This is a genomic window from Calditrichota bacterium (assembly GCA_016867835.1).
Taxonomy (GTDB): domain Bacteria; phylum Electryoneota; class AABM5-125-24; order Hatepunaeales; family Hatepunaeaceae; genus VGIQ01.
In genome coordinates this window covers 1-16,185 of sequence record VGIQ01000062.1, presented here as the reverse complement: position 1 = coordinate 16,185, position 16,185 = coordinate 1, and the positions used below count along the sequence as shown (strand labels likewise).

Genomic DNA, 16,185 nt, shown 5'->3' with positions numbered 1-16,185 from the left:
TGTCCGAAGCGGCGATCAGTTGGGGAAAATCGACAGGATCGGGCTCGGTGCGGGCGAGAAAACCACCCCGATAGGGTCCGCCGTCGGCAGTTCCACAGACCACATAGCCTCCGTCGTCCATTAGAATGACAGATGTCAAGTCGCCTCTCGCCCAGTTCGACCGGTCCCCATCCCGCCAGAGGCCGTGGCGCAGCCCCCACAGATACTCGCCGTTGCAATCGACCCGCATCTGCATAAGATATTGACTTCTGCGATTTTGTCCGACCGCAGTAAATCCACCGTCGGAAGTCTCTACGATATTATATAAGTAATCGCCATTCTCCACTTCATCGTAGACCTGCCGCCATATTTCTTCACCCTCCGAGTCAATCCGGACAAGCATGGCATAACGCGCGGAAGCGGCTTCACCGTAATGATATGATCCCGCGAGGCACCATCCGCCGTCTGATGCTGCCGCAACACTCGGACAGACTTCCAATATCTCAGAACCGTATGTATTTTCCCACTCGATCTCACCCTGTTCATCGACCTTTACCGCGTAGAAATCATCGGAACCGTGACCTATGCGCGCTGTAGTTCCAGCAAAGAGATAACCCCCGTCTTCAGTTTGAAGACCTTTATTCAGCCCGCTGTTTAGCGATCCTCCCACATTTTGATACACTCTTCGCCAAATCTCTTCGCCCCCTTCTTCGTCGCTGATCTTATACGCGTGACTTACATCCAGAACAATAATATCTCCATCGTGAGCAACCACACAACGCTTGCCTCCGGTTTCATATCTTGATTTGAACCATCGAATTTCAAATTCAGGATTAAGTCTCAAAATTCCATTACCCACCATGACAAACCCGCCGTCGGGCATCCTGCTTGCGCCACGCACCGATTCGGCGATTCGCCTGTCCGGTATTGCGGTGAAAAATCGGCGTCCTTCCACAACGCCAAAAGCGTTAGTTCTAATTAACTGAAAATCATATCCAGTTACATCATTTGCATAACCAGTGCAACAAATGTTGAATCCATCTTCTTGAGCCAGAAATGGCACAATAGAAGACGGCCTATCGACATTTTGTATGGATGCAGTCCAAACCGTATCAGGCTGCCCGAGAGCGATGGTGGGGATGGCGGCAAGCGCCATCCCCACTATAAAAATCATCCTACGCATTACTTAACCAGCAGTAGTTTCTGCGTGTGGACTGCGCTTCCCGCCTCTGCCTTCAGGAAGTAGGTTCCCGCGGGGATTCCGTCCGCATTCCAACCAACGGAATGAGTTCCGGCATTGAAATGACGAGTTCCCGACTGCACCTCCCGTCCCGATATGTCGTAAATCCCCACTTTCATCAAGCCCGCCTCCGGAAGTGAGAAGGTGAACCTCGTGGATGAGTTGAAGGGGTTAGGATAGGCGGCGAGTAATTCGAACTGTTTGGGAATAGAGCCTATCGTCGCTTGCAGTGCGGTGAAGCTGTCCATCTCGTAGCGCAAACTCTTGCCTTCGATTATGGCTTCCACATTCAAGGGTAGAGGAGAGGGATCACCTCGACGCCAAATGCCAAGTGTGAATGACTCCCCGTGCCGAAGACCATCGACCGCTTCCGTCGAGGGATCATCCCCCCACACCGCCAACCCTGCCATCCCACCCTCCAGCACATTTCCCAATCCCACCAATTGCCCGGATAGTGCCAGTGCCCCTACCTGATCACTCACTCCAACCGAACCGGTGATGCCGGTGATAAGCAGCGACATATTGCCCCCGGTCGGCGCAGGTTCGTGCCAGCCTACCAATTCTACCTTTGGTTCGGATGCTGCCAGCGCCACCCGCTCTGGCTCGGGCGGATAGTTTAGCACCACATCAGCATCAACTTTAATCTGATAGCCTTGTCCTTCGACCATATCGATCATATTGGAGAAACGGAAACGCGGGTTGGCGAATCGCCCGCGCGCGTCTTTGATCAGCAGGACATGGTCCAGTATTGACGAAACGGCGTAGAAATCTGGCGAACGACAGGGAAGAGGATAGGTCGGAAAATAGGCGATGAAATTCCAACCGGTGGCTACTGGAATATTTGCGTCGGCAGGTATCGGCTCGCCCGTCCACTGCACTCCAAGCGCCTGATCCACCTTAACCTGATAACCCTCTGTCAGATTCCAGTAAGGTATGTTGTTGAAGCCGAATCGTGGATTGTAAAAGCGCCCTCGCTCATCCTTCAACAAAAGAATGTGATGCGCCGATTCGAGATCGTCAGGATCGGTGCGAAGCCGGTCTGTCATTAGAACAATATCGGGACCTTCGTCACGCCGATATAGTTGACGGTCCGGCACGACATTGATCGAAATCGTATTCCAACCCTCGGCAAGATCGATACGCATGGTTCTTTGCGATACCGCAGCAAGCGAAAGGGTGGATATGGCATCGGGCGTGAACTCCTCCGGTCCTGCAGCAATGTTCGGCAGCGCCACATATTCTCGCCCGGCATCCTCATCCCAATAGCGGAAGTCGAACGGGTCGCCCGGGCTGAACCCGGCGTTGCCCTCATCTGCACCCCAGGCGAAGAAATCAAGTGGTGCGGCATCGCCGATCCAAACTATCTCCCCTGCCAACTCACCCTGCGGAGTGAGAACGCCGACCGTCCAACCATCGGGAATGACGTTGTCATCGATAGTGGCATCGGTAAGACGTAAGAGATGGCGGGGACGCAAATCCTCCACGACATTCATCACGATATTCACCGCCGCATCGGGGCGCTGCGGGTCATTAGTAGCGAAGTTGAGTGCGGCGACATAACGCCCCAGGACCAAATCGGTAGCATCGAAGTCAAGGGTGATGAATTCCCTCTCCCCTCCCGGTAAGGTGCCGGATGTAGGACTGAAATCGAGCCAGTATTGCTCCCAAATTCCGTCGTCGATGACCTCGACTTCGGGTGAACCCCACCGGCCTGAGAGCCATAAATTCTGCCGGTCATGTGCCAAGCCGTGGTGCCATTCCTGTATATCGGTCTCAAAATCCGACACCAGACTTGCCTCGACGGCTCCCTCCGGGACATTCAATCGATAGGCTCGCCGGATCGTGGTGACCCAGATATGCCCGCCCTGGTGCGCAGGAACGAAGACCATGTCTCCTTCACCACCCCGTGGCTGGAATGCGGGCGTATAGTTGACGTTGCGCAGTATCTGCCAATCCCGATTCCATTCGATCAGCAACCTGCGGGAAATATCCATCGACCAGAACCGATCGGTGCGGGGATCGTAGCCCTGGCCTACAATGTAGGCGCCGTCGGGATATTGAATCGATCGCACCAAATCGCCTCGAATATTGAAAATGCGGATAAACCGCGCATTGACATCCGAGGCGATGATGAGGCTATGCAAAGGGTCGAATCCGAGCCCGATGCAGTAGAAATTGGATGCGAATTCAACCTGCACATCACCACTTTCGGGATCGAGTGCATAGATGCGCTGTTGGTCAAACGCCGTCATCCACATCCAACTTTGCGCCGGGTCCCACTCCATTCCAGTGGGATTCACTCGCGGTGCATCGAAGCGTCGCAAAACCTCTCCCGGGTTATCACGTCGGGGACGCAATGGACCGCCGGGTTCTGCAGGTCGCAGCCTTCGCTCTGCGCCATCGCGTTCCGGCGCTTCAATGAACTCAATTGCTGCGTTCCATCGCAATTCGGCAATCCCTTCGTTTCCGACTGAGATACGACGGTTTTCAACGTCGCCCGGCAAGAAGTCCACCTCGATAGCCTCGGGATCGATCGCCAACTGAGGCTGAGCCAACGTTGCTGCACGCACCTCAATCGAAAATTCCTCGTCGTCCGGGTCATTACAGGAGATAGTCAGGGTCCCGCGATGCTCCCCATCTTCTTCGGATTCGAGTATTATGGTGACCACCTGTTCCTGGTGATGGGCGACCTCGAAGGATGCGGGATCGACGGTAAAGTATTCGTTATCCGATGTGATCGATTCTACAATCAGCAAGGCGGTACCTTCATTGGCGACCACAAACTGCGCTTCATAGCGAAAGTCAGTGAAAAGGTCGCGGTATGCCCGGTTAAAATCAATCTCATTTGGAAAGCCTAGGTCTTCGGACCAGCTAACCTGCAATTCGGGAATTCCGGTAACTTCGAGAGATACCGCGACATCGATGCGAGGATTTGCTGGATCATTCGAGGAAAAGCGAAGTTCCGCTTCGTAAAGCCCCTCGATTAGGTCCGTTGCATCGATTGAAACCGAAACTTCCTGCGCCTGTTCAGACGCAAGAGTGCCGCGGAAAGGATCGATATCAAGCCAATAGTATTCGACAATGCCATCATCGATGATTTCGACTTCGGGTGCCCCCCATGCGCCAGAGATCCAAACGTCTCTCCCGTCATGCGCCATACCGTGATGCCATTCACGAATGTCGGTATTGAAACTGGAGATCAAGCGCGCTTCATTGGCATCTTCAGGAATCGCGAGTTGATAGGCTCGACCAATGGTTGTAACCCATATCGGACCGTTGCGATGGGCGGGAACGAATTCGATATCCCCTTCGCCACCCCGCTGTTCGAATGCGGGCGCGTATGACACTGTGCGGACGACTTCCCAATCTCGGTTCCATGCGAGCAATAGCCGGCGGCTGATGTCTCCAGTCCAGAAAAGGTCGCCCTGCGGGTCGTAGCCTTGACCGACTATGTATGCACCGTCGGGGTAGGCAATTGAGCGGATGAGTTGCCCGTCAGAGTTGAAGACTCGAATCTGCCGGGCATTGACATCGGATGCAATGATGCGCCGTTCGACTGGGTCGTAGCCGAGCCCGATGCAGTAGAAGTTTGAAGCAAAATCGACCGGCACTTGACCGTTCGCAGGGTTGTACGCATATATGCGCTGTTGGTCGAAGCCGACGACCCACATCCAGCCACGCCCGTCATCCCATGCCAATCCCGCAGCGCCGATTCGAGCAACATTGAAGCGCCTTAGCACATCGCCGGGGTCGTCGCGGCGGGGACGCAAAGGACCGCCCGGTTCACCGGGGCGCAGCCATCTCCCTGCGCCATCGCGCTCGGGAGCAGAAATGAACTCAATGTCGCCAACCCAGCGCAAGTCGGCCCCCCCGGCATTGCGAAGAGTGAGCGAGCGAGCCATTTGCTCGTCGGTCATCAACTCCTCCTCGAACGCCTGCGGATCGATCTCCATTACCGGAGGTGACTCAGACCTCCCCACGGCGAGGATCTCGACATCCCGTTCGTCGGGATCGTTATTGATGATCGTGATGCGCGCGACGTGCTCCCCATCTTCACCAGGACGAAAGCCGATGATGACCTCGGCAGACTGATGGTGCGGAATCGCCAACGCCTGTGGGTCGGCGGCAAAGTACTCGTTGTCGGAGACGATTTCATCGATCTCCAGATCCGCGGTGCCTCGATTGGAGATGACAATAGTAAGGGCGAATTCGTAGTTGGTAAAAAGATCCCTAAAGGCAGCGTTGAAATTGAGCTCATTGGGAAAGCCAAGTTCCCCGGGCCAAGCCACTTCGATGTCCGGGACCCCGATCACATCCAGAATCACCGGGACATCCACAACGGGCGTTTGGGGGTCATTGGACCGGATTCGCAGGAGCGCCTCATAGCGACCTCCCAATAGTTCGGCTGCGCTTAGTGTCAGCACCACATTCGCATCTTCGCCCGCATCCTCCATTCCCGACAAAGGTTCGACATCAAGCCAGTAATATTCGACGAAGCCATCATCAACAACTACGACCTCCTGCGATCCCCATCTCCCCGACAACCATAAGTCGCGTCCGTCATGCGCCAAGCCATGATGCCATTCCTGGATGTCGGTATCAAAACTTGAAATCAACTCTGCCTCCAGCGCTCCTTCCGGAACGTGCAGTCTATACATCTGCCGGATGGTCGTGACCCAAATATTCCCGCCGCGATGGGCAGGAACGAACTCGATATCCCCTTCACCACCGCGAGGCCCAAAAGCGGGCGTGTAGTTGACGCTTCGAATGATCTGCCAGTCGCGATCCCACTCAATCAGAAGCCGACGGGAAATGTCCATCGTCCAAAACCGGTCGCTGCGCGGATCATAGCCCTGCCCAACGATGTAGGCGCCTTGCGGATAACGGACCGAGGCGACCAGTTGCCCTTCGATGTCAAATCGCCGAATCTGTCCTGCATTAACATCCGAGGCGATGATTTGGCTTGTGACCGGATCGTATCCAAGCCCGATGCAGTAGAAATTGGAGGCGAAATCCACCAGCACTTCGCCAGTGGAGGGTTCTAGCGCATAAATCCGCTGCTGATCGAAGCCAACCATCCACATCCAGCCGCGTGAATCGTCCCAAGCCATGCCGGTGGGATCGATGCGCGGCGCGTTGAATCGCCTTAGAACTTCACCAGGGTCATCGCGCCGAGGTCCTGGAGAGCGTATCGACGCTCGGGAGACAGCATGAACAGCGCCATCGGCATGACGCAAGTTTCGCCCCAGGGCATCTTGATCGGGAGCAGCGGTGTAATCCCATTCAAAACCCCAACGCAAGGGCGCATCGCCGCTGTTGGCAATATTTATAATGTGTTCCGATCGCTCTCCGGTGGATAGTTCGTCCGCGATTGCTTGCGGATCAACGACAATCACCGGCGGCTGCGATGAGACTGCATGCAAGTCGATTCGAACCTCTTCCGCATCAGGGTCGTTGGTGAACATCTCCAGAACCGCTTCCACTTCACCGCTCTCTTGTGGCTGGAACAAAACCTCAAACTCGGACGAAGTGCCTGAATCGACCGAAAGTTGATCGTGACTGGTGGAGAAGTGCTCGTTCTCAACAACAATTCGCCCGATCTCCAGCGCCTCAACGCCGTGGTTAAAGACCGTGACCACGACGGGATAAACGCCGCCCACGAAGAGATCTTCAAAACGCGGGTCCCGGGTCCAGTCGATTCCATTCGGATAGCCCGCCGCTTCGCCCCAAACAACTTCGATGTCGGCGGCCGCATCGACATGAAGTAGCACACTGAAGACTATCTCAGGATTTTCCCGATCATTGGATTCAAAGGTAATATCGGCTTCGTAGTCACCGCCTGGGAGCGCGAAGGCGTCAAGTGTCAAGGTGGCGGCTTGACGGTCATTGGCTTCGACAACTCCACGATCCGGAGAGATCCTCACCCAGTATCGCTCCCGAATGCCGTCGTCATAGCGAAACAGATTGCGATCATTCCATTGACCTACCCATAGATCGTATCCATCGTGAGTCAGTCCATTATGTTGAACCTGATTGGCGGTGGCGAAATTCTGAACTGCCTCACCTTGGTCACCATCAGCGGGGACGTTGATCTGAAATGCCCGGCTGGGGCCCTGTAGCCAAAACTGCCCCCGTTCGTGCGCCCGGACAAACTGCATGCAGAAGCAGTCCTGGCCTCCTACCGCATTAGCGTAGTTTAGGGTGCGGACGACCCGATCGTTTGCCTCGTCAAACTGTTTGATTTGCCGGGCGTCGCGGTGATTCACCCAAAGCAAGCCATCATCGTCGAAGGCGATGCCGCCAATCCCCCCGAAGGGAAGATCGAACTGGTTGATCTGCTGCCCCTGTCGATCAACCCGGACGATCGTGTTGCCCCCCCACTGCCGTGAAACGTAGAGCAGCCCGTCAGAAGGATTGAACCCCATCTCGATGGGGTTTTGTCCCAACCTGACATCAATCTGCACTTCCCCACTTCGCGGATCGATTGCCCAGAGGCGGCTATCTTGATAACTGACACCCCAAAGCATCTCACCATCATGCGCCAGCCCGGAGGTGGTATTATAGGGCCCTTGAATGGTTTCAAGTAACTCGCCAGGATTGTCGCGACGGGGTCCGCCTTCTGGCTCGCGCACGATTCGCGTGCTGGCGCGCCAATTGACCGCTTCATCGCCATCATTGGCGAGGGTGACTTCAATAGTCTCCTGCTGCCCGGTAAAGAGGCTCGATTCGTATTGTTGCGGGTCGATGGTGAATTGCGCGTGGGTTGTTCCTATGTATGACAGGCATAGAAGGGAAATGATGGAGAAGGAAAACCGGGTGAACATTGTTGGTATCCTTTTGGATTTAAGGGGTGGAGCGCCGCTCGTCGCTATTGGTGCGCGGTTACGCCTTCATCAGACGGAACGTCAGCGGTCAGCGCAGCACTCAAGAGGAACTGCGCCACCTCTCTAAATAAGATAAGGCCTCAAAAGCACCCTATCAATACCTCTCCGAATCTATTTTTGCAGCCTCAGTCCCCCCCCCAACGACAGAGGGCGTCAAGTTCGCACCTGACGCCCTGTTGCCGGGTGTGGTGACGTGGCTGCCTACGCAAGCAGCCGGATGAAGTCAGCCTTTGACCTCAAGCGTGAGATATGCAGCCGGTTGACGGTGTCGAATAGCACCCGGCCGCGCAGTTGCCCGGGATCGGCATCGGGCTCTTTTTGCAGGATGTAGATCAGCAGATCGTCCCGCGTACGGGCGATGCCGACGCCGCGCGACTTGGCGAGGGCTTGCAACGCCTTGATGCCCATCTTCGCCTGATCGCTGTTCGATTCTGTTGCCGATGCATCATCCTCGGAGCCTCCCGGTTCATCTGTCACCTGCGGCGAAGATGGCACCTCTTGCACGGCGTTGAGATCGACCTCCACCGTCACTTCACCGGCGGCATTGACGGGTGGCAGATCGTGCAGAGCGGTTTCGGTGTCGGTTTCGGCTTCCAATCCTTCGGCGCGGCCGATCAAATCCAGGACCGGATCGGCGGGAGCCACATGGGGAAAAGGGACGACGACAGTGTTGCCGTTGTCGAGCGCGATCTCCCATCCCCGGCTCGCTTTGGATAGGATGCGCCCGTGCAGGCCCTTGCGCTGACCGACGGTGATGCGCACCCGGTCGCCAGGTTGTCTTGAAGGCTTGCTCATGTTTTGATCCTCTCGAACTAATTGATGGCAGTGAAACGACTTACGATGCACAACATATGGCTCTTTGCGCAGAATGCAAGTCGATCCGCGGCGCAACCGCGATCATATTGAAAATAAAGCAGATTAGTTCGACAGGATGGGTGAAGCAGCGCAGCCCGCATGCTTCTGTAAGGGGGCTCGGCGTTCGTGGTAGGGCAAGGAGAGGCAGGGTGATCGGTTGCGTCGGAGAGGATCGACGACACCGGGTAGATGAAGATGAATGTGATAGGGATTAGGCGGCGGGGCGACAATCGCGCTTCAGATCATGTGGCAGCCGTTGCGGTTGTCCTGGGCGTCGGGGCGCGGTCGCCTTACTTGCTGTCGGGGCTCATCAGGTGCGCCCATTGTGGCCACAAATGGATCGGATATACGGTCAACAAGGGGAGGAAGCGAAAGGATGGTTCGAACTCGAAGACCTTGTATTACGCCTGCAGCGGCTATGTGAATAAGGGGAAAGCGGTCTGCGAACGGAGGGTGATCGGGATTGATGTGTTGGAAGGGGCGGTCGTTGGGCAGATTGAAGCGATGCTGCAGAGATATTTCGCGACGCCGGAAGGATTGGAAGAGATCAGGCGGCAGGTTGAGGCAGAAATGGCCGTTGAGCGTCCGCAGATCGGCGAAGAACTCGATCAAGTTGACATCCGCCTCCGTGAGATCAAGCAGATCATCACCAACCTGATCGACAACCTAACCGCCGCCAACCGGGAATACGTCGATGCCCGGATTATCGAGTTGAAGCGGGAGACCGCGGTGTTGGAAGCACGTCGCCTCGACCTGGAAGCTGCCGGCGCGAAGCGATTGGAACTGGATCGGCTGGTGGATCAGGCAGTGCAGTTGGCGGGTGAGTTCGACCGGGCATTCGTTGAGGGCACCATGGAAGAAAAGCGGCTGCTGGTCAGGGCGTTTGTGAAGGAGATTGTGGTTGATCCGGATAGCGGGACGGCAAGGGCGCGGGTGATGGTTGTGCCGGGGATCGAGATGGAAGTTGCGGAGGCAGACGGGAGGCAGTATATTTAGATGTCACAGGGTGGGAGATGCAGCAGGAAGCTGTTGCATGATGGCTTCAAACTGGCGCGGGATGCCCACAGCATTGGGTTTGCGGGCTCTCTGCCGGGAAGTCATTGCGAAGGGTCAGAGTCAAAAAGATTTGGCGACGTGTCACTGGAGCCCAAAACCACTTGACAAGCCCGGTTCGCCGAGCGTATATTCCGCCAGAAACAGGACGATATTGACGACATCTGTATGAGAAGACCCGCCAATGGCGGGGAGGTTGATTGAGACGGTCTGGAAAGGGAAGCGAGAGATGAAATCTAGATTAGAAGGAGTTCCCACCACAGTGTCGCCTTCGCTAACATTAGCGTACCCAAACATCACGGCAGCGCCCCGCCGTGAGACATCTAAGGGAAGAGAACAAAAACGGATCCAGCATCGAGACATCTGAACCGCGGCCTCGCCCATAGGTCGGCACATCACGAAGTGCCTTCGGGCGAGCCCTCCAACCCCAATGAGACCTTCAACGCCCCATCGAGTTGCTCGCGCGCATCGGCGGGGTGGTCTGTTTTTGGGCGAGGCGGAAGTGATGAAGGCATCGGCGAGAGGCCAGACTGCAAGATTTCGAGAATTGTGTGGCACACCTATCTTCGCTTACAGCATTCAGATACACGTAATCCGACGTTCGGATTATTGAAAAAAGATCTAATAAAGGCAAACTTTTGTACGTTTTTCCGATTTTTCATAGAAATTGCCTTTCTAAGTCAGGCTGCAATTCTGCCAACCACTGGATTGGCTCAGACCGTAGTTAGGGGTGAAGCCTCAGGGCGCTGGCATGCCGACGGCAATCCTTACATAATTGAGGAAGGTGCAAATGTTCCTGCGAATGAGCAACTTACCATAAGCGCAGGAGTGCATGTGATGGTGCGAGTCCCTTTCATCGTTAACGGCGCGATTCACGTTGAAGGAGCCGAGAACGACAGCGCGGTAATCATGAATGATCCAGAAGTCGCCGAAGTTTTTCAACTTCTGCACTATACGAACACTCGTGGATTAGAATCGCGTTTTGACCATTTAGCCTTTGTCAATACAACCGGTCGCTTGATATATGTTAACGGAGCATGTCGAGATCTAGGCCTTTGCATTTCAAATTCAAGGCTGACATTTCAAAGCGCAGTTCGAGCAGATGCAGATTTCGATAATATAACCATCGAAGACTGCTTGATCACACCCGGGCGCGGGTACTTGTTGCAATTAGGAAACTTTACCGAGAGCATTGATATCCATAATAGTGATATTTTCTTTTTACAATCACTTATCGGGGGGTGTTCTGATCTTCGAATTACCGGAAACCTGCTTCACGTGAGCCCGCACTTGATAGTAGATGCTGCAGAGAACGTCATACTTCGTGACAATGATTATGCAGTGAATGGTGAAGCGCAGAATAACCAAGACGAGCAGAGTATCATTAATTGGCGACAAAACCAACCCGGTCGGGATTGGGGTACCACCAATTTTGAGTGTATAAATAATACCTTTGCCAGCAACTGGCAGGTAGGATTTGGCAATGGGGGAACATGTATTGTTGAAAATAATGATTTTCTTTACTCTGGCTGTAACATCGGTGGTTTTAGTGATACGAGAATTGTGAACAACACCTTCGGCGGCGATCTATTTATTGGTGGAGAGGGTGACGAAGAATCATATATATTTGAAAGCAACCGAACTCTCAAGCGAGATAATGACTGGTCTCAAGAGTTTGTTATCTCGGGTAATGATTTTTCACCCGAAGTTAGAAACAATGACTTGGGAAATTGTGTGCTGAGAGTGCGAAGAGGAGCCACCCCAAACGTCCATGACAATAAGTTCGGTCTGGGATTCGAAGTGAACGATGCGTCGCCGAATATCCATCACAATGTTTTTGGCTTGATGGAAAAATATATCGGGTCTCCTAACGCAAGATTTATCCACGCAAACGACGTAGTATTTGCCAACAATGTCATTATATCATATTTGGCCGAAGGAAACCTAATCGAATTGAGTGATAATTCCTCACCGTTAATAACAAGTAATGTACTCTACCATGCTATGGACGTTCGTTGCAATGCGTTTCGCAGCATAGGAGAATGCGATCCAATAATTCGCAATAATATAATATTTGGTTTTGAATCGGTATTTTTACAAATGCCAGAGCAGGATAGTAACTTATTTGTCGATCCTCTCTTTGCACGTTCTGATCCGTTTGACTTTCGACTGCAACCGAATTCCCCAGCCATCGATGCGGGCGACCCAGATTTGCCAAACGATCCCGATGAAACCCGCGCTGATATTGGTCCCATCTTTTACGATCAAAGCAGAAATAACCGACCTTGCATTATTTCACCAGCAAAAATCCTGATCGGTTATGGCGATACACTCACTTATATTGCCAAAGCGGTCGATGAGTCAGCTTCGTTGAGTTTTCGTTTTGAAGACCTGCCGGATTGGCTTCAAGTGGTCGAACATAGACGCGACTATGTTGCGGATTCCATTACGATATCCGGTATCGTCCCGGAGGATGAACCACCATTCGAGTTCTTCATCGTTTGCGAGGACGATGAAGGTGCGGTTGACACATTAAGTGCAACGGTCGAAGTGTCAAACAAAACTCTTTTACAGGGAAGAATTGGCGGTGTCTTGACACGCAATCGTTCACCGTATTGGGTGATTAAGCCCACTTGGGTGGAAGAAGGCGATTCGCTGATTATTGAACCGGGATCGATTATCTATTTGAATACGACGAACTACGATCGGCAACCACGCCCTAAACCAAGCCTTCGTATTTACGGCCGACTTCAGTGTGTCGGAACAGCCGAGGATAGCATCTACTTTCTAGGCAATGAAGACGTGCCGGGTGGAGCGCCATATCTATACAATTCCCCGGACACATCCGAGTATGCCTATACAAAACTGCAAGGTTCCCAAGGTATCTACGCATCTTTTACAAACCTGATCGTTCACAACTGTTTGTTTGGCCGAGAATCAGGATCAGGGATATCCATGAGTTCTGGCTGGGTCAAGGTTTTCGATAATGTCTTTCATAATATGAGTTATATGTCGATTAGCGGACGTGAATCTCATTGTGAGATTGTCAATAATAAATTCTTTAACGATACTCTTGAAGTTTATTATGATCGGTGGCAAGATAGATATCCTGCTTGCTGGTTTAGAAACAGTGAGGTATATGCAAGCAGCAACTACTTTCGCAACCAGTTTGGCGCTTATTCGATGGAAGATGGAGGTGTATTCCACTCACATAGAGACATCCTCTTAACAAAAGTCTTTGGTCTCAACCTTGATTGTGATGAAGCCTCTATTGATCTTGCCTCTTTATCGTCCACTGATTATCCGCCTTTTACAGTATCCGGCAGGTTATCCGTTCGCAACTCCATTTTTGCAGCCTATGACACTACCCTGTTCGATTCCAGTGACAACATCGTTGAGATCACCCTCCGGGATAATTTGTTTGCCATGGTAGACACATCTGTGCGAGAATTGCTCGATGGATTTGGTCTCCTTTCTGCAGTTAACGTCAATGGCGATTCGGTTGACGTCTATGGCAATCTGTTCGGCGATCCGGGGCTAATCGATATCTACCCGCTTGAATACCGATTGGGTCGTAGCTCACGTGGCATAGACGCCGCGATTTCCGAAGATGACGAGCGCGACCCGGATGGTACATTACCCGATCTTGGTCCGGTTCCGTTCAACCATAACAATCACCCGATTGAGATTCGCGATTTGGTTATTTTTCCGGAAATGGAAGTCATTGTTAATGAAGAGATCCGTTGCAGTGTGAACTACGCCGATGAAGACGAAAATGATTCTTCGGCTTTTCAATGGGATCTTTACCGAATAATCTCTCGTCCAGATGAAGAGCATTTTGAGACTATTTTCCTGCAGACAATTGGGTTTAGTTCCGAGATCGGCTTTATAATCGAATCAATCGGAATCTATAGACTTATATGTGTTGCAACAGACGGTTTTGATCTCGATACACTTTTTCAGGATTTCGAAATACTACCAAGTTCACTTCCTCCAGACACTCCGAATGCTCCCATCCTACTTTCACTAAATCAGAATTATCCTAATCCTTTCAATTCGACGACGATTATCGCCTTCGATCTTCCGACTCTGAAAGAGGTCAAAATCGCGGTTTATGATATTTGCGGTCGTGAAATCTCAATTTTAGCCTCAGGTCAGTTTACAGCCGGTCGTCATTTCCTTGTATGGAAACCGACTAATCTCAGCTCCGGAGTCTACTTCTGCCAACTGCAAACATCTGCAGATACAAAAACTATCCCAATCACTCTAATCAGATGAGGTCCGAAATGAAAAAGCACACTATCTCCACAACAGTAATCGTCATCGCGGCAGTTGTTGCACTGTTCAATGGGATGACAAACAATGTCTACGCGATCCATGCTGTCGCCTGGTCGAATCAAAACAATCTTTTCCTCTACGGGGATGAAATCAATCAAGATTATCTGATGACACATGAGGACTTGAATAACTTTAGAACCAATGGCGCACTTTCGCGAAATGTTCATGTGATATCATGGAAGGGTATCGGTGAAGATGATGAATTCCATCAATCTATTGTCTCCATTGACAATTCTCGCCCTGTACGATTCGCGACAGGGCGAAGTCTCATCGTCGCTGACAATGTCGCACTGACCATCGCTGGACAGAACGGCACACCGGCAAGATTTGGACATTTCAATGCCAATGGCCAAATTGACGCCAGGTGGGAGGGCGCTTTGATTCTTGACGAAGCCTACAACGTAGCCTGGGATCTCGATCCAGATGACAATCCTGGAACAAACGATGCAAATTGGGCAAACATGGGCGGAAACGGTACCGATGGACTTAGCATCAGCATCAACTGGGCAGAGTTCGTTCTTGGTGGCCCGGTTGACAATGAGAATGTTACTAATTGGAGGAACGATTGGGGCGTTGATGGAGAAGGAAATAGAAGTGACAATACTGGGCCGGCAGTCTATATAAATTTCACAAGGCGGGGTGAAAATTCTCTGAATATGGCGAATACTCGGATACTCGGTTCATTCCGAGAAGATGGCAATAATTTCCGTGTTCGTCGCAGCTTTTGCCTTTACAAAGCTCTCGAAGTGCATGGCGATGGCGACCCCAATTTTGAAGCGCCGCATGAGGGAAACGTGGAAGACTGGATTGAAATGTATGAGAACGATGACCCAAACGGCGATCCAAAGCTTGAATCTAATTTTGAGAATGTTGACGTTATTGGGTGGGATAGCAACTACACAGGAGATGGCTGGAGATCGTATGTAGTTGAGGTGGCTGGCAATCATTTCCGATTTACAAATGTCAAGATTTGTCCGGATCCGGTCTATTACCTCGTGGGTTGGGGAGGTTCGGCCCCATACTACCAATTTCTTGTTTACAACCCAGGTAACGAAGCGAATAGTAAACAGATGTGCACAAACCAACTGTCCGTTGCTGATGGAGCCACTTACAACTTTTTCGATGACTGCCTTTTCGCGCAATCTCATAAAGAAATTGTCTGTATCGAGGGGAACGGAACCGTATTCGACAATTGTGAGATCATGATGTGGCATCAGACGTTTGTCAGTCATGACAAACTGATGGATTTTAAACCAAGGGATGGTCAGATTGCGCAACAAGGAGATGTATGGAATGCAATTCGTAACAGTGTTATGTATGGATCGCAGGGCGAAGCAATACATCATTCAAATGGAAAACTATGGGTGTTGAATAACCTGTTCCATAGCAATGGGAGTTATTGGCCTACGATTACAGGCGGTAATTGGGATCTCAATGCAGGTGTTGCAGTTCATGCAGGATATCGAACAAATCCTGAGCAATTACCTTTTACGGGTGAAATATTTTGTGAACCCCACATCTTAAACAATACATTTGTGGCCAATGCAGTGGGGATTGCGATTTTTAACCAACAAGAAGGTGGTAATTTTATCCAGAACACGGCGGAATTTAAATATAATTTGATTTATGATGGGCTTCACTGGACCGCAAGAGATAATCCGCCAGCTTATAATAGAAATAAGTGCGCGATCTGGTACAAAGTCGATCCAACAAACGGGAATAATGCATTGAAACCTCAGTACTCTACCGTTTGAGTCTGTTGAAAAAGTCTTTCTTGTAGTTTAAGATTCTTCGGGATCTGATTTTGGATTCGCACTTTGTATATTGGGGTTGTCA

Annotated in this window: 6 protein-coding genes; 3 read left to right on the top strand and 3 right to left on the bottom strand. The window is 51.8% G+C overall.

What is annotated here, in order from left to right; translation table 11 throughout:
• From FJY67_07580 to FJY67_07570, 3 genes are all read right to left on the bottom strand, one after another.
• Positions 1-1,135, bottom strand: a 1,135-nt coding sequence (locus FJY67_07580) for a hypothetical protein (protein MBM3329317.1), incomplete at its 3' end; no start/stop codon positions are given.
• Between the two features lie 26 nt (positions 1,136-1,161).
• Positions 1,162-8,043 (bottom strand): T9SS type A sorting domain-containing protein, encoded by a 6,882-nt coding sequence (locus tag FJY67_07575; protein MBM3329316.1) that lies wholly within the window; start codon positions 8,041-8,043, stop codon positions 1,162-1,164.
• Positions 8,044-8,304: 261 nt separating this feature from the next.
• Positions 8,305-8,898, bottom strand: coding sequence for a hypothetical protein (locus FJY67_07570; protein MBM3329315.1), 594 nt, complete (start codon positions 8,896-8,898; stop codon positions 8,305-8,307).
• Between the two features lie 249 nt (positions 8,899-9,147).
• Between FJY67_07570 and FJY67_07565 the strand changes: the two genes are divergently transcribed.
• From FJY67_07565 to FJY67_07555, 3 genes are all read left to right on the top strand, one after another.
• The gene (locus tag FJY67_07565; GenBank protein MBM3329314.1) at positions 9,148-9,954 is read left to right on the top strand and encodes a hypothetical protein; all 807 of its coding nucleotides are present in this window, start codon (positions 9,148-9,150) and stop codon (positions 9,952-9,954) included.
• A 666-nt stretch (positions 9,955-10,620) separates the two neighbouring features.
• Positions 10,621-14,289 (top strand): T9SS type A sorting domain-containing protein, encoded by a 3,669-nt coding sequence (locus FJY67_07560; protein MBM3329313.1) that lies wholly within the window; start codon positions 10,621-10,623, stop codon positions 14,287-14,289.
• 8 nt (positions 14,290-14,297) lie between these two features.
• Positions 14,298-16,103 (top strand): hypothetical protein, encoded by a 1,806-nt coding sequence (locus FJY67_07555; GenBank protein ID MBM3329312.1) that lies wholly within the window; start codon positions 14,298-14,300, stop codon positions 16,101-16,103.
• Positions 16,104-16,185 lie beyond the last annotated feature (82 nt).

Coding starts and splice junctions, on each gene's coding strand:
- FJY67_07575 (MBM3329316.1), bottom strand. CDS start 8,043: ATGTTCACCCGGTTTTCCTTCTCCATCATTTCCCTTCTATGCCTGTCA.
- FJY67_07570 (MBM3329315.1), bottom strand. CDS start 8,898: ATGAGCAAGCCTTCAAGACAACCTGGCGACCGGGTGCGCATCACCGTC.
- FJY67_07565 (MBM3329314.1), top strand. CDS start 9,148: ATGAAGATGAATGTGATAGGGATTAGGCGGCGGGGCGACAATCGCGCT.
- FJY67_07555 (MBM3329312.1), top strand. CDS start 14,298: ATGAAAAAGCACACTATCTCCACAACAGTAATCGTCATCGCGGCAGTT.